19 protein-coding genes and 2 other annotated features are annotated in these 18,851 nt (G+C 43.1%); of the genes, 17 read left to right on the top strand and 2 right to left on the bottom strand.

The window, feature by feature from the left end; translation table 11 throughout:
* The first annotated feature begins 5 nt into the window (after positions 1-5).
* The 3 genes from ACIQXR_RS12500 to ACIQXR_RS12490 all read left to right on the top strand — a co-directional run bounded on the left by ACIQXR_RS12500 (position 6) and on the right by ACIQXR_RS12490 (position 1,577).
* The gene (locus ACIQXR_RS12500; protein WP_402868055.1) at positions 6-263 is read left to right on the top strand and encodes a hypothetical protein; all 258 of its coding nucleotides are present in this window, start codon (positions 6-8) and stop codon (positions 261-263) included.
* Positions 264-306: 43 nt separating this feature from the next.
* Positions 307-1,140, top strand: a complete 834-nt coding sequence (locus tag ACIQXR_RS12495) for a polysaccharide deacetylase family protein (RefSeq protein ID WP_403080061.1) — start codon at positions 307-309, stop codon at positions 1,138-1,140.
* Positions 1,141-1,334: 194 nt separating this feature from the next.
* Positions 1,335-1,577, top strand: coding sequence for a hypothetical protein (locus ACIQXR_RS12490; RefSeq protein WP_402868059.1), 243 nt, complete (start codon positions 1,335-1,337; stop codon positions 1,575-1,577).
* A gap of 266 nt (positions 1,578-1,843) precedes the next feature.
* On the opposite strand, the gene ACIQXR_RS12485 is transcribed toward ACIQXR_RS12490, so the two are convergent.
* Complete coding sequence (locus tag ACIQXR_RS12485) at positions 1,844-2,278, bottom strand: DUF1885 family protein (protein WP_402956145.1); 435 nt, start codon at positions 2,276-2,278, stop codon at positions 1,844-1,846.
* Positions 2,279-2,602: 324 nt separating this feature from the next.
* Between ACIQXR_RS12485 and hutH the strand changes: the two genes are divergently transcribed.
* From hutH to ACIQXR_RS12460, 5 genes are all read left to right on the top strand, one after another.
* The gene (gene hutH / locus ACIQXR_RS12480; protein ID WP_402956147.1) at positions 2,603-4,105 is read left to right on the top strand and encodes a histidine ammonia-lyase; all 1,503 of its coding nucleotides are present in this window, start codon (positions 2,603-2,605) and stop codon (positions 4,103-4,105) included.
* Positions 4,106-4,121: 16 nt separating this feature from the next.
* Positions 4,122-5,789: a urocanate hydratase gene (hutU, locus tag ACIQXR_RS12475; protein ID WP_402868065.1), complete on the top strand. Its 1,668-nt coding sequence runs from the start codon at positions 4,122-4,124 to the stop codon at positions 5,787-5,789.
* Positions 5,790-7,067 (top strand): imidazolonepropionase, encoded by a 1,278-nt coding sequence (hutI, locus tag ACIQXR_RS12470; protein WP_402956149.1) that lies wholly within the window; start codon positions 5,790-5,792, stop codon positions 7,065-7,067.
* Positions 7,060-8,055 (top strand): agmatinase family protein, encoded by a 996-nt coding sequence (locus ACIQXR_RS12465; protein WP_403080059.1) that lies wholly within the window; start codon positions 7,060-7,062, stop codon positions 8,053-8,055. Before hutI ends, ACIQXR_RS12465 begins: the two co-directional genes overlap by 8 nt.
* A 203-nt stretch (positions 8,056-8,258) precedes the next feature.
* Positions 8,259-8,384, top strand: coding sequence for a GapA-binding peptide SR1P (locus tag ACIQXR_RS12460; protein WP_402868072.1), 126 nt, complete (start codon positions 8,259-8,261; stop codon positions 8,382-8,384).
* A 163-nt stretch (positions 8,385-8,547) separates the two neighbouring features.
* Here the strand turns inward: ACIQXR_RS12460 and ACIQXR_RS12455 are convergent, their stop codons facing one another.
* Positions 8,548-10,005, bottom strand: coding sequence for an aminotransferase class I/II-fold pyridoxal phosphate-dependent enzyme (locus ACIQXR_RS12455; RefSeq protein ID WP_402956153.1), 1,458 nt, complete (start codon positions 10,003-10,005; stop codon positions 8,548-8,550).
* Between the two features lie 338 nt (positions 10,006-10,343).
* On the opposite strand from ACIQXR_RS12455, the gene ACIQXR_RS12450 reads away from it, so the two are divergent.
* From ACIQXR_RS12450 to trpA, 9 genes are all read left to right on the top strand, one after another.
* On the top strand, positions 10,344-11,303 hold the full coding sequence (locus ACIQXR_RS12450; protein ID WP_403080057.1) for an NAD(P)H-dependent flavin oxidoreductase: 960 nt from the start codon (positions 10,344-10,346) through the stop codon (positions 11,301-11,303).
* 46 nt (positions 11,304-11,349) lie between these two features.
* A complete protein-coding gene (locus ACIQXR_RS12445; RefSeq protein ID WP_402868078.1) occupies positions 11,350-11,622 on the top strand; it encodes a UPF0223 family protein in 273 nt (90 codons plus the stop codon).
* Positions 11,623-11,691: 69 nt separating this feature from the next.
* Positions 11,692-11,929 (top strand) — a binding site (T-box leader).
* 35 nt (positions 11,930-11,964) lie between these two features.
* Positions 11,965-12,198, top strand: a binding site (T-box leader).
* Positions 12,199-12,353: 155 nt separating this feature from the next.
* Positions 12,354-13,748 carry an anthranilate synthase component I gene (gene trpE / locus ACIQXR_RS12440; protein ID WP_403080056.1) on the top strand — a complete coding sequence of 465 codons (1,395 nt, stop codon included), beginning with the start codon at positions 12,354-12,356 and terminating at the stop codon, positions 13,746-13,748.
* Positions 13,745-14,350 carry an anthranilate synthase component II gene (locus ACIQXR_RS12435; protein WP_402868082.1) on the top strand — a complete coding sequence of 202 codons (606 nt, stop codon included), beginning with the start codon at positions 13,745-13,747 and terminating at the stop codon, positions 14,348-14,350. The genes trpE and ACIQXR_RS12435 overlap by 4 nt, the downstream gene beginning before the upstream one ends.
* A gap of 26 nt (positions 14,351-14,376) precedes the next feature.
* The gene (gene trpD / locus ACIQXR_RS12430; RefSeq protein WP_402868083.1) at positions 14,377-15,399 is read left to right on the top strand and encodes an anthranilate phosphoribosyltransferase; all 1,023 of its coding nucleotides are present in this window, start codon (positions 14,377-14,379) and stop codon (positions 15,397-15,399) included.
* Positions 15,400-16,179: an indole-3-glycerol phosphate synthase TrpC gene (gene trpC, locus ACIQXR_RS12425; RefSeq protein WP_402956161.1), complete on the top strand. Its 780-nt coding sequence runs from the start codon at positions 15,400-15,402 to the stop codon at positions 16,177-16,179.
* A gap of 17 nt (positions 16,180-16,196) precedes the next feature.
* Positions 16,197-16,814, top strand: coding sequence for a phosphoribosylanthranilate isomerase (locus tag ACIQXR_RS12420; protein WP_402868087.1), 618 nt, complete (start codon positions 16,197-16,199; stop codon positions 16,812-16,814).
* Positions 16,815-18,020: a tryptophan synthase subunit beta gene (gene trpB / locus ACIQXR_RS12415; protein WP_403080055.1), complete on the top strand. Its 1,206-nt coding sequence runs from the start codon at positions 16,815-16,817 to the stop codon at positions 18,018-18,020.
* Positions 18,013-18,792 carry a tryptophan synthase subunit alpha gene (trpA, locus tag ACIQXR_RS12410; protein WP_403080053.1) on the top strand — a complete coding sequence of 260 codons (780 nt, stop codon included), beginning with the start codon at positions 18,013-18,015 and terminating at the stop codon, positions 18,790-18,792. Before trpB ends, trpA begins: the two co-directional genes overlap by 8 nt.
* Positions 18,793-18,851 lie beyond the last annotated feature (59 nt).

Genomic DNA, 18,851 nt, shown 5'->3' with positions numbered 1-18,851 from the left:
ATGGGGTGGATCACTTGAAAGATTATCTTGTCATCCTTTTTCAACTAATTGTTTGGAGTGGATATACGGTGGTTGAATGGCTGTCGGTCAATGATCGTTTTGTTTTTAAAGTATTCATGTTTTTGGTCTTTTCTTATTTAGCCATTTATATCGGAAAAATGATACTGAAATCCAATAGAAGGACGTTGCTGGTCACCGTTATCAGTTTACTCTGTTATGGTGTATTGCAAATCCTTTTAGAAACATTAGTACCTGTTTATTGAATGAGGTTTACGCCGTGATGCGACTTATACCAATGGAGGAATTATGCTTAACAGACCCTTGTGCATGTTTGCGATGATATCACTTGTATTGATGGGGTGTAATGGAATGGATGTTACCCCTGTAAAAAATCAAAAAAACGTCGAAACATCGAGCAATATCAAAAATGAACAAAAAGAAGTAGAGCTGAGTGAGAAACAGGAGAAACCAATTGAAAAAGGGAAGGCAGAAGAGGAGAAGGTTCAAGTCCAATATCGTTTGAATGAGGCAAATTGGTCATTTGAACCAATTAAAGATGCTGATCCGAAAGTTGTCCTTTTGACATTTGATGATGCACCTGATAAATATTCACTAGACATTGCAAAAACGCTCCATGAGCTTCAAGTGCCAGCTATATTTTTTGTGAATGGCCATTTTATTGAAGATGATGAAAAGAAAAAAATATTGAAGGAAATCCATGATATGGGCTTCCTAATTGGGAACCATACATATTCTCACGTTAACTTGAAGGAACAGACTGATGTGGTTCAAAAAAAAGAAATCGTTAAATTAAATGATTTGGTAGAAGAAATCGTTGGGGAGCGGCCCAAATTCATCCGGGCTCCGTTCGGGACGAATACCGAATATTCCAAAGGAATTGCGAAAAAAGAAAAAATGTTGGTTATGAACTGGACCTATGGCTATGATTGGGAAAAAGAGTATCAAAATGATAAGGCTTTAACGAATATCATGTTAAATAGTCCATATTTATCGAATGGAGCGAACTTATTGATGCATGATCGGAAATGGACGCATGACGCGATTGAAGATATCGTAAATGGTTTTCAAAAGAAAGGCTACACATTCCTTGATCCCAGATTAATAGAAACCCCTGCATAAAGTATCTATTAATCATTCGAAATCGGTCTCATTGATTATTACTTGGCGATTAAAAAGGCACTCGGGAAATATTCCGAATGCCTTTTATGATGAACAACCAGTTCACCGGACTTTGCTTTTATAGAATCTTATTCGCTTGTCTATAGCTGTCAATCATTGCACATATTATCACAATAGGGGCAAGAATGAACCCTATGGAAACGAACGCAAGTAAGCAAGACACTAAATATGCCAAAGCAAAAAATATACCTCTTTTAAATAGCTTTCTGTCTCTTGATGCCCATTCCCAACTAGGATGTAAGCTTAAGAATAGATGCCCAGCACCAGGAACCCAAAAAGATATTATGAGTGTGATTAGTTTCTTCAAACCATTTCCTCCTAATAATACAAATAATACATCCATCAACATTAAGTTAATTCACTTGATAGGTCAATAATCATGACTCATTATTATTGTAACCAAAAGAAAAAAGCATTCAAGGAGAATGCTTTTGGTTCCTTTTTCGAATAATCTACCCGTTTTGATAAGTTGAGATTCGAAATAATGCTCATAAATTATTATTTCAGAAGTATAACCATCCATTAAATAATGATTCTTTCACGTACCTTACCAAAGAAAAAATGATTGGAAATTGTGACTATTTTAGACTTATCCTTAATATAGATGTCTATATCCTTATACGAATGCCTTAAGTGGTGTTCATTACTTTCTGGGATAATAATACATGATTCGTTTATTAAAGAGGTGGAGTTGGCCTTGCAATTTTTTTGCGAGGAATTTACATAATTCATTAGCTTTGCCTTTATCCCCGAATGTAGCTGTTTCAGGAAGAGTGAATTGGATATATGATTGAATCCGTTCCATGCCGTCCTCATCTTGAATGATTTCTTGGTCGACCCCAATTAATATCATATGATAACGGTCGACATTGGACTGTAAATAAATCATGTTCCCCTTCATTTCATCCGGCTCTTTCATATCATAAGGAAAGGCTTTTTTATCATAGTCCCAATCCAGTTGCTTTCCTGTTTTTGAGGTGACCATTTGGTAATAGGTGAGTAATTCCTTCACGTCCTCAATCGTGACATTGGTTTTCACAGACTCCGGGACTAGTTTGATATAGGCATTTTCAATCATTATTCAGCCTCCTTTTCCCTGTTTTCTTTATAATAGATTAACATTAAATGGATATTTTATATACCTATCTATATGTAACTGTAATTGGGATAATTCCTTCCTCACATTCTCAAACCAGATACATGTTTATGGTAAAAAATGTAATAATAGGTTGACAAACAGCTTTTTTTATTTGTAAAATTTAAACAATTAATACTCTTCCAGGAGTGAGATGAATATGACTATACATGGTATCGATTCAATTGTAGTTGCTACAAAAAAAGGGGCTGTATCGCTTTATTTAAAGTGATGCAGCCCCTTTACTATGTTAAAGGGGTGTAGGGCATGATTCTTACTGGTGAGGATTTAACGGTAAATCTATCAAAAAAGGTCATATTTGAGAAGGAAAAGGTCACCCTCTCCCAAAATGCTCTGGAAAATGTTTTGAATAGCAGGAAAGCAGTCGAAAAAATTGTCTTGGATAAACGCATAATATACGGGATTACGACTGGGTTTGGGAAATTCAGTGATGTATTTATCGATACCGAAGATGTAAAACAACTACAATATAACCTCATCCAATCTCATGCCTGTGGAGTAGGAAGCCCATTTCCCGAAAGTGTTTCCAGAGCTATGCTACTACTTCGGGCAAATGCTCTGGCTAAAGGCTTTTCAGGCGTGAGACTTGAAGTCATCTCTACTTTATTGGCCCTTTTACATGCAGAGATACATCCGGTTATCCCACAGCAGGGATCTCTTGGTGCAAGTGGGGATTTAGCTCCACTTTCACATTTAGCGCTTGCATTAGTGGGGGAGGGAGAGGTCTTTTATAAAGGAGAGATTGTGAATGCTTCCGTGGCCATGAAACTGGAAAGCATTTCACCAATCGAGTTGGAAGCCAAAGAAGGGCTCGCACTAATCAATGGTACGCAGGCCATGACGGCGATGGGGGTGGTGGCCTTTCTGGAAGCGGAAAAAATCGGATGGTTGTCTGAAGCGATTGCCGCGATGACTGTCGAAGCATTAAATGGGATTATAGACACGTTTGATGAAAGGATTCACCTAGCAAGAGGATACCCGGAACAGATCGCTGTTGCCAAGAGAATGAGGAAGTGGCTCGAAGGAAGCAGGCTTACTTCCAGGCAAGGGGAAGTTCGGGTGCAAGATGCATACTCGCTCCGGTGCATCCCCCAGGTCCTAGGGGCCTCCTGGCAGGTATTCGGATATGTAAAAGAAAAATTGCAAATTGAAATGAATGCAGCCACCGATAATCCGCTGATTTTTGATGAAGGTGACCATGTAATATCCGGGGGGAACTTTCATGGACAGCCGATTGCCTTTGCCATGGATTTCTTAAAGTTAGGGGTTGCGGAAGTTGCAAGCATATCGGAAAGAAGGATTGAGCGGCTCGTTAATCCCCAATTGAATGATCTCCCTCCCTTTTTAAGTGCCAGACCTGGACTGGAGTCAGGTGCGATGATCATGCAATATTGTGCAGCATCACTCGTCTCTGAAAACAAGACGCTAGCTCATCCTGCGAGTGTCGATTCCATTCCCTCATCAGCTAATCAAGAGGACCATGTGAGCATGGGGACCATCGCTGCTAGACATGCTTATGCAATAATCCAGAATACATGGAGGGTCTTGGCGATTGAATGCATTACGGCGATGCAAGGCGTTGAATATAGGGGTACAGAATATATGAGTCCGAAGACTTTTCAATTTTATGAAAAGGCCAGGGAAATTGTACCGACCATTAAGTCTGACCGAATGTTTTCCACTGATATTGAAGCCTGTACCACGTGGTTGAAAACGTATGACTTTACGGAATGGATGCATGACTTTTAGATAAGGGGTGAAAAACATGGGAGCTAAGGAACAAAGGGAAATTGTGAACTACAAAGGCTCTACTCTTCATGCGAAGGGATGGATTCAAGAAGCGGCGATAAGGATGCTGATGAACAATCTTGACCCTCAAGTAGCTGAAAATCCAGAAGAACTGGTTGTATACGGAGGGATAGGCAAAGCAGCTCGAAATTGGGAAAGCTATGACAAAATCATGAAAACGCTACATGAATTGGAGACGGATGAAACCTTATTGGTTCAATCAGGGAAACCTGTGGCCGTTTTCAGAACACACCCGGATGCGCCTCGAGTTTTGTTAGCTAATTCCAACCTCGTGCCGGCCTGGGCCAATTGGGATCACTTTCATGAACTCGATAAAAAAGGATTGATGATGTATGGACAAATGACTGCTGGCAGCTGGATTTATATTGGTAGCCAAGGAATCATTCAGGGGACGTATGAAACATTCTCGGAGCTTGCCAGGCAACATTTCCAAGGGTCATTAAAACATACCATCACCTTGACTTCCGGCCTTGGTGGAATGGGAGGAGCGCAGCCGTTAGCGGTTACCATGAATCAGGGGGTCTGTCTCGCCATTGAAGTGGATGAAACCAAAATCGACCGGAGAATAAAAAATGGTTACCTCGATCGTAAAACATCCGATATGGATGAGGCGATTGCCATTGTGAAAAAAGCAAGGCAGGCGGGTGAACCTTTATCCATCGGTCTGCTTGGAAATGCAGCAGATATTTTGCCACTTCTGATTGAACGTGGATTCATCCCTGACGTATTGACGGACCAAACATCCGCCCATGACCCGTTACATGGCTATATCCCTTCAGGAATGACGGTAGCACAAGCCAGACGTTTTCGACAAGATAATCCGAAGGCATATGTTGTTGCCTCTAAACAAACGATAGCCAGCCATGTTAGATCCATGTTGAGTATGCAGGAAAAGGGGGCCATCACCTTTGATTATGGAAACAACATTCGTCAGATGGCAAAAGATGAAGGCGTGGATCAGGCATTTAGTTTTCCAGGCTTTGTTCCGGCTTATATTCGTCCGCTTTTTTGCGAAGGGAAGGGCCCATTCAGGTGGGCTGCCTTATCGGGAGATCCCGAGGATATTTATAAAATTGATGCAGTCTTGCTCGAAGAATTCAAAGAAAACCAGAATCTATGCAATTGGATAAAACTGGCGCAGGAGAAAATTCCCTTTCAAGGCCTTCCAGCCCGAATTTGTTGGCTTGGATATGGAGACAGGGCCAGGCTCGGGAAAATGATTAATGACCTGGTCAAAGCTGGGGAATTGAAAGCGCCGATTGTGATAGGAAGGGATCATTTGGATGCAGGTTCTGTTGCTTCGCCTAATCGTGAAACAGAAGCGATGATGGATGGCAGTGATGCCGTTTCCGACTGGCCAATCTTAAATGCATTAATCAATGCTGTTGGCGGGGCAAGTTGGGTCTCGGTTCATCATGGAGGCGGTGTCGGTATGGGCTATTCGATTCATGCTGGCATGGTGATAGTGGCGGACGGTACGAAGGAAGCGGAAGCAAGGCTTGAGCGGGTACTTACATCAGATCCTGGAATGGGTGTGGTGCGCCATGCTGATGCCGGTTACGAACTGGCGATTATGACAGCCAAGGAAAAGGGAATTCATATGCCGATGTTGGGAGAGAAGTAGATGAGTAGACCCATTTTCATAAAAAACGCGGCCCAATTGATCACACTCGACGGAAAGATGAAAGCCCCCAGGATTAAGGCAGAAATGTCAGACTTGCAAATCATCGAAAATGGAAGCGTCTGGCTCGAAGCCGGAATCGTTCAAGCGGTAGGCAGAACGAGTGATTTACTGGAAAAGTACACGCATCGTCTAGCTCAAGCCGAGACCCTAGATGCAACGGGCAAGTTGGTTACGCCTGGTTTGGTAGATCCACATACCCATTTAGTATTTGCCGGAAGCAGGGAAAAGGAGTTTAATCAACGCCTGGAAGGTGCCACTTACATGGATATCATGAATCATGGCGGGGGCATATATGCGACGACCGAGGCTGTGAAAAAAGCGAGTCACACCCAGTTGCTTGAAGAGAGCTTGGAACGCATGAACGGATTTCTTCTACAAGGGGTGACGACAGTCGAGGCGAAAAGTGGCTATGGCTTGGATTGGAACACGGAGAGAAAACAGCTTGAAGTGGCAAAGTTACTTCATGAACAACATCCAATTGATGTTGTTTCAACCTTTATGGGTGCCCATGCCGTCCCCCTACATTTTAAAGAAAACCCTGAAGTTTTTGTTGATTTAATCATTAATGAAATGATCCCTGCAGTTGCACAAGCTAAATTGGCGGAGTTTAACGATGTATTTTGCGAAGAAGGCGTATTCACCCCCGAACAGGCAAAGAAAATCTTGGAGGCCGGAAAGAAATTCGGACTGAAGGCTAAAATTCATGCGGATGAAATCGAGCCGTATGAAGGAGCGGAGCTTGCGGCTGAATTAGGGGCCATTTCAGCAGATCATTTGCTAGAAGCATCGATTACGGGGATGAAGAAGATGGCAAAAGCGGGGGTGGTTGGTGTTTTACTACCGGGAACAGCCTATTTCTTAATGAAAAAATTCGCCGATGCCAGAAAGATGATTGATCTGGGTGTACCGGTCGCCCTTTCCACGGATTGTAATCCGGGTTCTTCGCCGACGGTATCTCTACCTTTCATGATGAATCTTGCTTGTATGAAGATGGGGATGAGTCCTGCTGAAGCGATAACGGCCGTCACAATCAATGCAGCCCATGCCATTGATCGTGCTGAGGAAATCGGGAGCATCGAAGTCGGCAAAAAGGCGGACATCACGATTTTTGACGTAGATCACTTTGCGAAACTTCAGTATTTTTATGGAGTCAATCACACAGATACCGTCATAAAAAAAGGAAGAGTCGTTGTGAAAGGGGGAGCGCTTGTTGAGTGACGTTCATCTTCAACCGGCAACTTTTACTTGGAGGAAGGAAGCATTCCCGGCAGCCCACCCAGCAAAGGTCCACCAGTGGATTCGGACAATTGATGAGCAGAGAATGGCAGGAGATATGGATGAACCGGATTGTGTCTTTTTTGGGGCCCCACTATCCAGGTCATCCATCAGCCCATCGGGAGCATCGGAGTTCCCTGATTATTTTCGTCGTTCATGGAAAGGCTTTTCTACCTATAACATGGATTATGATGTGGATTTCTCTGGGATGCAGGTATGGGATTTAGGTGATGCACCCATGCATGGAACGGATATCAGCCTTTGTCATCAGTCGATTAGGGAGACATCCGCTGCTGTTCACGATATGTACCGGAATTCCTTGATTGGTGGAATTGGCGGTGATCATTCTACAACAGCCATGCTGGTGAAAGGAATGAAGCAAATCTATCCTGATAGTAAAATAGGTATCCTGCAATTCGATACGCATCTTGATTTGCGGGATCCTTCAGAAAACGGTCCTACTAATGGTACACCCATGCGTCAGTTGATTGAAGCGGGCATTGTCGAGGGAAAGCATATCCACAATATTGGCTTGCATGGGTTTTATAACACCAGGGATTTAATTGACTATGCAAAGAAGAAAGGAGTCAGGTATGTCCCTTTACGATTAGCCAGGAAGCAAGGTCTTGAACAGGTGATAAAAGAGGCATTAGCTCATTTAAATGATCAAGTGGATATGATTTACGTGACGATTGATATGGATGTTCTCGACATGGCGTTTGCTCCTGGTGTTCCAGCAGCGACTACTGGTGGGATGCATCCGGAGGAATTGCTGGAAGCTGTATTTCTTGCCGGAAGCCATGACAAGGTGAGGGCTTTTGATATCGTATGTTTGGACCCGCTCAGGGATACGCTGAACCAGGCAACGGTACAGATGGGTACTTCTGTTTTTCTGACGATGATATGCGGTCTACAAATCAGGGGGGAATAGCAACGCTAATCAGGACTTGTTTTCCTGAAGCCAATGAAAACAATGGGGAATTTCTAATATTGGAATTTATGAAATAACGAATTGGAAAAATCTATATATGACATACTTTATAGCTTGAAATATTAAATGTGCTATATTATAATGAAATAAAGCGGTTACATTAATCGTTTCATGCATACAATATAGAGGAAGGGGTTGTAAAAATGGGAACTATCGTTTGTCAAACTTGCAACAGCACGATTGATCATTTTGAAGATGAAAAAGTAAGTGTACTTTATACACATAATCACAACTGCCACAGCTGTGATACAGCTGCCTCTAAGGAATAGGACATACAACATTGACTGATAATAGATTTTGAGGGTGTTCCAGAAAATATAACCTGGACGCCCTTTTTCCATGAGGGAAGACCCAATTAAGGAACGATTATGATTGTAAACGACGAGTAAAAACCAGAGCGTATGTCTGATTGCTCTGGTTTTTACCGTTTCTTTAATGTTTAATGATCCGTAAGTATTTAATTTCTGGATCCTCAGGACCTTGGACGGGAAGGCCCACCTCGATATTTTTCTGGATATAGGCAATGTTGTCCTCGGTGATCAGTTCGCCCGGTATGAAAATCGGGATCCCAGGGGGATAGACCATAATAAATTCTGCACTGATCTTTCCTACGGATTCCTCGATAGGCACCACCTCGGTTTCCGCATAGAAGGCCTCTCTTGGCGATAGGGCAAGTGGCGGAGTATCGGGAAGCAGGACTTCGATTCTTCCATGATCGGCAGCCCACTCCTTAAATTCTTCCGATAAGTCTTTAAGGGCATTGATTAATATATCCACTTCCGTTATGGAATCCCCTGGGGTGATCAAACAAAGGATATTATATAAATCAGAGAGCTCCACCTCGATATTATGTTTCTCACGCAACCACTTCTCCACGTCATATCCGGTAATGTCCAATTCTTTAATAGAAATGATTAATTTTGTCGGATCATAACTAAAGGCAGCCTTACTCGCCAATATTTCTTTCCCTACACAATATAAATAAGGAATTTCATTGATTGCGTTCCTTGCATATTCCGCAAGCCTTATTGCACCATCGATCATTTCCCTTCCGTTCGTTGCTAGTTGCCTTCTGGCTGTATCAAGTGATGCAAGAAGGATATAGGATGTCGAGGTCGTTGTGAGCATGCTTAAAATTGCCTGGACCCGATTTGCGGAAACCAGTCCGTCCTTTACATTTAAAACGGAACTGCCCGTCATCGAACCTCCAAGTTTATGAACACTCGTAGCTGCCATATCGGCTCCAGCTTGCATGGCGGATAGTGGCAGTTCTTCATGAAAATGAATATGGACCCCATGTGCTTCGTCAACGAGCACCGGCATATGGTAAGTATGTGCCAACTCCACTATACTCTGCAAGTCTGCCGAAATGCCGAAGTAAGTCGGGTTGATTACCAAAAGTCCTTTGGCATCGCTGTGTTCCTTTAGTGTTTTTTCAACGGCTTCTATAGTTATTCCATGGGAGATTCCCAGGTCTTTATCGATTTCAGGATTAATGAAAATGGGAACGGCACCGGAAAATACGATGGCTGACATAACGGATTTATGTACGTTCCTCGGAACGATGATTTTATCTCCGGGTCCGCAGACCGACATGACCATCGTCATGATTGCACCGCTTGTTCCTTGTACCGAAAAGAATGTATGGTCAGCCCCGAAAGCCTCAGCTGCTAGGTCTTGAGCTTTTTTGATTATTCCTTTTGGCTGATGGAGGTCATCAAGTGGGGCAATATTGATCAAATCTATCGATAAGGCATTTTCCCCGATGAAATCACGAAAATCGGGATCCATCCCTTTCCCCTTTTTATGACCTGGAATATGGAATTGAACAGGATTCTTTTTTGAGTGCTGTAACAAAGCAGTATATAAGGGTGTTTCATTCTGTGACAAATTCTTGTAGCCCCTTTTCAATATAATATATAAAAATACTCCATTTACTGCAGTATATTATTCTGCGTGTCAGCCTCTATTAAATCGGGCTGCGAATTATGGGTAGACATAAAACAAAAGAATTATAGCATGTCTAACAATAAATGCCTAGTTATACTTTTAAACCCTAAAATAGCAAGCTAAGGCGAAAGAATCTATGAAACTAGGCAAATGAAATGTATTAGCGATTGTTGAATGAACTTCCTGATATAGGTGAGTTTATGATTTGAATAAATAAACAGTATTTGCCATAATGATTCGTGTAGAGTATTAAAGAATGGACAAGGGGGAAGATGTTCTTGAAATGGAAAACTCGCGTGACTGATTTATTGGGGATACAGTATCCAATTGTGCAAGGGGGATTGGCACACCTTGCCTATGCGGAATTGGCTGCAGCGGTTTCGAATGCTGGGGGTTTGGGACAGGTAACGGCCATGTCGTTGAATGACCCGGATCAATTGGTTCAGGAAATCCGAAAGACAAAAGCTATGACGGATAAGCCTTTTGGCGTCAATTTCGCCATTGGTCAGCATGGCAGGCCCTATGAACATATGCTTGAGGCAGCGATGAAAGAAGGAATTGCCATTGTCTCGGTAACTGGTGGCAACCCTGCTCCATTTCTAGAATTTCTTAAAGATACGCCTGTAAAGAAGCTTGTGCTAGTTGCCGCAAAGAGGCAGGCCGTTAAAGCCGAACAATTGGGTGCGGATGCTGTGATGGTGGTCGGGCAGGAAGGCGGAGGTCATTTAGGAAGGGATGATATCGGTACATCCGTATTGATACCGCAAGTGGTTGACTCCGTGCGCATTCCCGTAATCGCTTCAGGTGGATTCGGGGATGGACGTGGGTTAATGGCTGCATTGGCCCTTGGAGCCGAAGGTATCGAGATGGGTACAAGATTCATTGCTGTCGAGGAATGCGTCCATGCCCATGAATTATATAAAAATGCCTTGGTTTCCGGAACAGAAAATGATACCGTTGTCATTAAGCGTTCAATTGGTGCTCCTGCCCGCGTCATTTCTAATAGCTGGACGGATAAGATTCTTGAAATTGAAAAAGAAAACGGTGGATACGAGCAATTGAAGGATTACATAAGCGGAGAAGCAAACCAAAAGTATATTCATGATGGAATCGAGGACGAAGGCTACGCTTGGGCAGGACAGGTCATGGGGATGATCCATGATGTACCAACGACGGCCCAGCTATTCAAACGTATCATCAGTGAGGCGGAGGCCATTCGCTCAAAGTGGGCTGAGTGAGAAAGTTACCCATTCAACAGGATTTAACTAGAAGGAGTGAATAAGTATGGATTATCAATATCCTATGGATCTTGATTGGTCAACGGAAGAAATCGTCGACGTCATTAAATTTTTTGAAGCAGTAGAGAAAGCTTATGAAAGTAAAATTGAAAAAGAAGCATTCATGAATGCCTATCGCCGTTTTAAGGTGATTGTCCCCGGTAAGGCGGATGAAAAGAGGTATACGGACGAATTCGAATCGGCCAGCACGTATTCTGCCTATCATGTTATTAAGAAAGCGAAAGCTCTTGCAGATGGTGATTGGATTAAAATGAAATAAAATTTTCAATTATTAGAAAACTTTATTGACTTCCTGAAAATTATGTTTTAACATAATAAACAAGAAAAGATAAAGGCAGTGACGAAGAATAGTACCTTAATATTGTTCTGTAGAGAGCCAGTGGTTGCTGAAAACTGGTGAACAAGTTTAAGCGAATGGACTTCCGAGCCCCAAACCGAAACGGATGACGGAGTAGGCTTTGGCGATTATCTCATCGTTAATGGAGACAGGCATGTAATGTTTTTTGTGCCGTAAAGTGAGCTATTATAGCTAATTAAGGTGGTACCACGGGTTCCTCGTCCTTTGGATGAGGGGCTTTTTTGCGTTTTTTTAAAAAGGATAATTAAATCTTTGATTAAGAGTAGTAATCTTTCTTTAGCATCGTCACAGAGAGCCGGATCAGCTGAAAACCGGTACGAAGTAGGAAGATGAATGGACTTATGAGTGGTTTCTTGAAATGAAGTAGGGAAACTCGGTTGCCTCCGTTAAAGGGTGTGCAGGATTATATCCTGCTGTAAGAGGGAAAAAGAGTGATTTTTCCAACTTGAGGTGGCACCGCGGTATTCCGTCCTCTGCAAGCACAATATTTGTGTTTGTAGGGGATTTTTTTATATGTTCCATTTCTGACGATGTTATGACGAAGGATTAAAAAGATAAGCTCCACCTCCTATTCTGACGGCGGGAGAAAAAATAAACGTATAACGTAATTGACATAAAGGGAGGGATTGTTCATGAATTCTTTGAATGAGAAAAAGAAACTTCATTTTAAAATGGAAACAATAGAAGGGGATATTCACACACCAATCTCCATATTTCGCAAATTAAATGATAAGAAAAAATTCCTGCTCGAAAGCTCAAATTCACATCATGATAATGGTCGCTATTCCTATCTAGGGTCCAATCCTTATTTGGAGGTCACTTCATTAGCCAATCAAGTTCACGTCAAGGATTCTGTATCCGGGGAAGAGGAAGTGAAGGAAGCGAACATCATCGAGTTCCTGAAGGATCAACTGTTGGTTGAACTTGAGGGTATCCCGGTGAATATTCCCCCATTTAATGGGGGTGCAGTCGGGTACCTGGGGTATGATGTTATTCGTTTATTTGAAAAGATTGGTGATGTACCCCCTGATCCACTTCAGATGCCAGATGCCCATTTTCTATTCTTTAAGGAATTGTACATATTCGACCATGTCCTGCAAAAGATTCATCTTTTGACTGCCGAAGACGATGGAAAAAAAAGTTTAGCGGATATGAAGGAGAAAATCAATCAACCGAGTAAACCGTCACAAGAATTATCGTCGGAATTTTTGGAATTCGATTCGAACTTCAGTCAGGTGGAGTTCGAGAAAATGGTGCTTGAAGCGAAGGAAGCGATTGTAGCGGGTGAAGTGTTCCAAATCGTGTTATCACAAAGATTCCAGTCTGACTTTGATGGAGAGCCGTTCGATGCATATCGACGACTTCGCTTAGCCAATCCATCACCATACATGTTCTATATTGAGTTTGGAGAATACACCGTTCTGGGTTCTTCGCCGGAAAGCTTAATCAGTGTTTCAGCCGGTATGGTGCATGTGAATCCCATCGCGGGTACACGACCTAGGGGAAAAACGGTTGAGGAAGATAAGGGGTTAGAAAAAAGCTTACTGATGGACGAGAAGGAATTGGCTGAACATAGGATGCTTGTAGACTTGGGAAGAAACGATCTCGGGCGGGTTTGTGAAATTGGTTCGATTCATCTTACGGAAGAAATGGAAATTCAGAGATTTCAGCATGTGATGCATATTGCCTCCAAGATTAGCGGCAAGCTTAGGGAGGAATTTACGAGTTTAGATGCTTTAACGGTCTGTCAGCCTGCTGGGACTGTATCTGGTGCCCCAAAAATCAGGGCCATGGAATTGATCAACGGACTTGAAAACTGTAAGCGAGGCGTCTATTCAGGATCAATTGGATTTATTGGTTTCGGAGGTGACCTGGATATGGCCCTTGCCATACGGACGATGATTATCAAGGAGGGGCATGCCTACGTACAGGCCGGAGCGGGAATTGTATATGACTCGGATCCGAAAACCGAATATGAGGAAACACAGAATAAAGCTCGGGCGTTGATGGAGGTAAATAAAAAATGATTTTGTTGCTTGATAACTATGATTCATTTACTTACAACTTGTATCAATATTTAGGAGAAGTCGAGAAAGATTTGATTGTGAAAAGGAACGATGAAATCACCATTGCTGAAATTGAGGACATGAACCCAACGGCAATCATCATCTCCCCAGGTCCAGGACGACCTGAAGATGCGGGAATGAGTATGGAAATCATTCGTTCCTTTTATAAGAAGCTTCCTATCTTGGGAATCTGTCTTGGTCATCAGGCGATTGGCGCAACTTTTGGTGCGAAAGTGGTTGGAGCACAAGTAATCATGCATGGAAAGACATCGGTTATTGAGCATGATGGGACGGGGGTTTTTGTTAATCAGGAACATCAATTCCCAGTGATGCGTTACCATTCCTTGGTAGTTGAGAGGGAAAGCGTGCCTCCTGAGTTACTAGTTACGGCGAATGCGTTGGACGATGGAGAGATCATGGCATTGAAACACCGGGATTATCCGCTGTATGGTCTCCAATTTCACCCTGAATCAATTGGAACAAAGATTGGCAAAGAACTGTTACATGAATTTTATAAGATTGCGGATGCATATCAATTAGAGAAGGAACAATCCATTTTATAATTTTAAAACGAGTGGGGGAGTCAGTTGTGAAGGAGTATTTAGTGAAGTTAGCAGAGCGTCAAACATTGACGGAAGATGAGATGAGTAGAGCAGCCCAAGCGTTATTTTCTACAGATATTACAGAAAGCGAGATGGCGGCTTTTCTTATAGCATTAAAAGCAAAAGGAGAAACGGCGGGAGAAATCGCCAGTCTGGTCAGGGTCATGCGAAAAAAAGCAAGAAGTGTACATTCGACTAGTTTAAACGTGATGGATAATTGCGGGACAGGTGGAGATGGCTCACAAAGCTTCAACATCAGTACCACTTCTGCATTTGTTCTGGCCGGTGCCGGAGTAAAGGTTGCCAAACATGGAAATCGTAGCATTTCGAGTAAGACGGGAAGTGCGGATGTTTTGGAAGAGCTAGGGGTCAATTTATACCTTGAACCTGGAATGGTGAAAGAACTGCTGGAGGAAAACGGCATCACTTTCTTGTTTGCGCCGTCACTCCATCCAAACAGCGCCCGGATTATGAAAGTGAGAAAAGAATTGAAGATCCCAACTGTCTTTAATTATTTAGGTCCATTAACAAATCCAGTGCAACTCGAAACGCAACTATTGGGAATTAACCGTCGGGATATGCTTGAGCTATTTGCCGAGGTGCTCCACAAATTAGGCAGAAAACGTGCGGTTGTCATCCATGGAGCAGGTTCTATGGATGAAGCAAGTCTACAGGGAGAAAATTCTCTCGTCCTTTTGGAAGAAGGGGACATCATCCCCTTTACCCTGAATCCGGAAGAAGTGGATTTGCCCATCTACGGAAATGAGGAAATTCGTGGAGGAGACGCTAAGGAAAATGCTGATATTATGCTACGTGTCTTAAAAGGAGAGAAAGGGGCTTACCGGGATACCGTTTTGTTGAACGCAGGGCTGGGATTATTCGCCCATGGAACGGCGCCCACAATTAAAAAGGGCATTTCTCTGGCCAAAGATAGCCTAGACAGCGGTTCAGCTCTTGCGAAATTAGAAAATTTAATTGCCTATGGCAACCGTAATAAGGTGGTAATGTAAATGGAAAATATTTTAACGAAAATCATCGAAAGGAAAAAAGTGGAGGTTGCCCATTATAAAGAAGGAAGCGGCTTTCCACAGTCGGAGGCGGTCCGTTCAACAAGGCCATCGCTAGTGGAATCTTTGAAAACAGCCGCCTCCATTTCGGTTATAGCAGAAATAAAACGTGCTTCTCCGTCAAAGGGTAAGATAAACATGGATGTTGACCCCAACAATCAAGCCCTATCTTATGAAAAAGGGGGAGCTGCTGCCATATCCGTTTTGACTGACGAGTCTTTCTTTAAAGGAACGATCGATGATTTACGAAACGTGAGCCAACTTGTCAAAATCCCTAGACTCTGTAAGGACTTCATCATTGATGAAATCCAGATTGACCGGGCCTACCATGCAGGTGCGACCATTATTCTTTTAATTGTGGCAGCTCTTTCGAAAGAGCGCCTACATGAGTTGTATCAATATGCAAAAAGTAAAGGGCTCGAAGTATTAACTGAAGTCCATGATGAATCAGAGCTAAAACAGGCGGTGGACCTCGGAGCAGAATTGATTGGGATCAACAATAGAAATTTAAAAACATTCGAAGTGGACCTGGCTGTAACGGAACGGCTTGCGAAACTGCTTGATCCGAACATTCATATGATTATCAGTGAAAGTGGAATCAAAACGAAAGCAGATGTCCTGCGTGTGAAAAAAGCGGGTGCCAGGGGGATTTTAGTGGGTGAAACCTTGATGACTTCCACCAACCTTTCGGATACGATGAATGAACTTCAAGTGAACTTTTAAGAGGTAAGGAGAAAAATATGTTCGTCAAAATTTGTGGATTGAAAACATTGGAGGATGTCCAATCGGCTGTAGGGGCAGGTGCTGATTTCATCGGGTTCATTTTTGCAGAAAGCAGCCGGAAAGTCCAACCTGAGGTGGTGCGTGAAATTGGACGAAACCTTCCTGGACATGTGAAAAAAGTAGGGGTGTTTTCTAATCAGGCCGAACGGGATGTGATTAGGACGGCTGGCATCGCTGGATTGGATTATATTCAGCTGCACGGAAACGAGTCTACTAGTTTTGCCGAAAGGATGCCGCTACCTGTCATTAAGGCATTCGCCATACATTCAGAAGAGGACCTTGAAAACCTTAACGATTATCCCGCTGAGTATCTTCTGGTCGATTTGCCGAAAGGTTCCTCGGGAAAAGGAATGACATTAGATTGGGATATGCTCCAAAAAGCCAAGCTTCCACTGGACAAGGTTATTCTTGCAGGTGGCTTAAATCCGGATAATGTGGATAAAGCGATTTTGGCCGTATCCCCATTCGGGGTTGATGTCGCTAGTGGTGTGGAGATTGATGGGGTGAAGGACGCAACAAAAATAAAGGCATTTATAAGGAAGGCAAAAAATATACAGGAGAAGAGGAATGAATAGATGAGTACGTATACACAACCTGACCAAACTGGACACTTCGGGGCATATGGTGGCCGTTTTGTCCCTGAAACCTTGATGGCTGCAATCACTGAACTTGAAGAGGTCTATGAACAATCAAAAAATGATCCGGATTTCCAAAAGCAGCTATCCTATTACCTGACTCAATACGTTGGTCGGGAAACACCTCTTTATTTTGCTGAGAACCTGACGAAACTTGCAGGTGGTGCCGATATCTACCTGAAACGTGAGGATTTGAACCATACAGGTGCCCACAAAATAAATAATACGATAGGCCAGGCTTTATTGACTCAAAAAATGGGCAAGAAAAAGGTCATAGCCGAAACAGGTGCAGGACAGCATGGCGTAGCGACGGCGACAGTCTGTGCTTTATTGAAGCTCGAATGCATCATCTTCATGGGTGCAGAAGATATCAGAAGGCAGAAATTGAACGTATTCAGAATGGAATTGTTAGGGGCAAAGGTTGTTTCCGTTACACAAGGGAGCTCCACTTTGAAGGATGCAGTAAATGAAGCATTACGATACTGGGTTGCAAATGTAGAGGACACTCACTACATTATGGGTTCTGTCCTCGGTCCACATCCGTTTCCCGTCATTGTTCGCGATTATCAAAGCGTCATTGGCAATGAAACAAAGCGCCAGTATTCAGACTTGGTAAATGGGCTTCCTGATGCAGTGGTCGCTTGTATTGGGGGTGGCAGTAATGCAATGGGCATGTTTTACCCTTTCATAGAGGATGAAACGGTGAAGTTATATGGAGTGGAAGCTGCAGGTCATGGTCTCCATACACCATTACATGCTTCAAGTTTGACTAAGGGAAGGCCCGGCGTGCTTCACGGGGCATTCATGTATGTCTTGCAAAACGAAGACGGCCAAATCCAGGAGGCCCATTCGGTCTCAGCGGGGTTGGATTATCCCGGAGTAGGACCGGAACACAGTTACCTAAAGGATACGAATCGGGTCACATATACTTCCGTTACTGATCAGGAAGCCTTGGATGCCCTTGTATTGCTTTCAAGGGAAGAAGGGATTATTCCAGCTTTAGAAAGCTCTCATGCCCTTTCTTATGGGTTAAAACTGGCAAAAGAAATGGAAAAAGGGACAGGGTTGGTCATTTGCCTCTCTGGTCGTGGTGATAAGGATGTTGAACAAGTCCAATCCATTTTAGGGGGCAGCGATCATGAATAAGTTAACGAAAGTGATGCAAGATTGTGTGAACAAGGGAGAAAAGGCGTTCATCCCCTATATCATGGCAGGCGATGGAGGTTTGGATCGATTAAAAGGCCAGCTGATGTTCCTAGAAAAAAACGGGGCAACCGCTGTTGAATTGGGCATACCATTTTCTGATCCAGTTGCTGATGGGCCGGTTATTCAACAGGCCGGGATTCGTTCTTTGGAGAAGGGCACGACTTTGAAGGATATTTTGAAAAAGGTAACGGAAATCAAAAACGATGTGAATATCCCGATTATACTAATGGGGTACACCAATTCCATCATGGCATATGGTCTAAAGGAGTTTATAGAGGATTGCCTTCATGCTGGAATTGCAGGATGTATCATTCCTGATTTGCCGATTGAAGAAGAAACGGTGTTTTCATCCATCAAAACAGCGGGGATCACACTGATTCGACTTGTGACCCTCACGTCTTCAAGGGATCGAATCACGGAGATTACAGCAGGAGCTGAAGGCTTTATCTACGCAGTTACGGTAAAGGGTATCACGGGTACCCGTGATACCTTCGGGGGCGATGTCGGTGAATATCTTAAACAGGTAAAAGAACTGAGCCCTGTCCCGGTTCTTGCCGGGTTTGGCATCTCAACGCCCGAGCATGTAAGGAATGCGATTCAATCCTGTGATGGGGTCATCGTCGGAAGCAAGGTCATAGAATGCTTTGAAACGGGAAAAGAGGAGCACATCACCGAGCTCATCAGCGCAAGTAAAATATTGGTTCAAAAATAAAAGCACGGAGGTACCTATAAAGGCACCTCCGTGCTTCCATCGTTTGGTCTATATTTTGT

This window comes from Peribacillus sp. NPDC097224, from assembly GCF_044761985.1.
GTDB lineage: Bacteria > Bacillota > Bacilli > Bacillales > DSM-1321 > Peribacillus.
Note: the sequence above shows the minus strand (reverse complement) of the source record. Positions and strands in the feature narration are given on the sequence as shown.

What these genes read in the sequence shown, in the direction of transcription:
- ACIQXR_RS12495 (WP_403080061.1), top strand. Translation starts at nt 307, where the DNA reads ATGCTTAACAGACCCTTGTGCATGTTTGCGATGATATCACTTGTATTG.
- ACIQXR_RS12490 (WP_402868059.1), top strand. Translation starts at nt 1,335, where the DNA reads ATGGAAACGAACGCAAGTAAGCAAGACACTAAATATGCCAAAGCAAAA.
- ACIQXR_RS12485 (WP_402956145.1), bottom strand. Translation starts at nt 2,278, where the DNA reads ATGATTGAAAATGCCTATATCAAACTAGTCCCGGAGTCTGTGAAAACC.
- hutH (WP_402956147.1), top strand. Translation starts at nt 2,603, where the DNA reads ATGATTCTTACTGGTGAGGATTTAACGGTAAATCTATCAAAAAAGGTC.
- hutU (WP_402868065.1), top strand. Translation starts at nt 4,122, where the DNA reads ATGGGAGCTAAGGAACAAAGGGAAATTGTGAACTACAAAGGCTCTACT.
- hutI (WP_402956149.1), top strand. Translation starts at nt 5,790, where the DNA reads ATGAGTAGACCCATTTTCATAAAAAACGCGGCCCAATTGATCACACTC.
- ACIQXR_RS12460 (WP_402868072.1), top strand. Translation starts at nt 8,259, where the DNA reads ATGGGAACTATCGTTTGTCAAACTTGCAACAGCACGATTGATCATTTT.
- ACIQXR_RS12445 (WP_402868078.1), top strand. Translation starts at nt 11,350, where the DNA reads ATGGATTATCAATATCCTATGGATCTTGATTGGTCAACGGAAGAAATC.
- trpE (WP_403080056.1), top strand. Translation starts at nt 12,354, where the DNA reads ATGAATTCTTTGAATGAGAAAAAGAAACTTCATTTTAAAATGGAAACA.
- ACIQXR_RS12435 (WP_402868082.1), top strand. Translation starts at nt 13,745, where the DNA reads ATGATTTTGTTGCTTGATAACTATGATTCATTTACTTACAACTTGTAT.
- trpC (WP_402956161.1), top strand. Translation starts at nt 15,400, where the DNA reads ATGGAAAATATTTTAACGAAAATCATCGAAAGGAAAAAAGTGGAGGTT.
- ACIQXR_RS12420 (WP_402868087.1), top strand. Translation starts at nt 16,197, where the DNA reads ATGTTCGTCAAAATTTGTGGATTGAAAACATTGGAGGATGTCCAATCG.
- trpB (WP_403080055.1), top strand. Translation starts at nt 16,815, where the DNA reads ATGAGTACGTATACACAACCTGACCAAACTGGACACTTCGGGGCATAT.
- trpA (WP_403080053.1), top strand. Translation starts at nt 18,013, where the DNA reads ATGAATAAGTTAACGAAAGTGATGCAAGATTGTGTGAACAAGGGAGAA.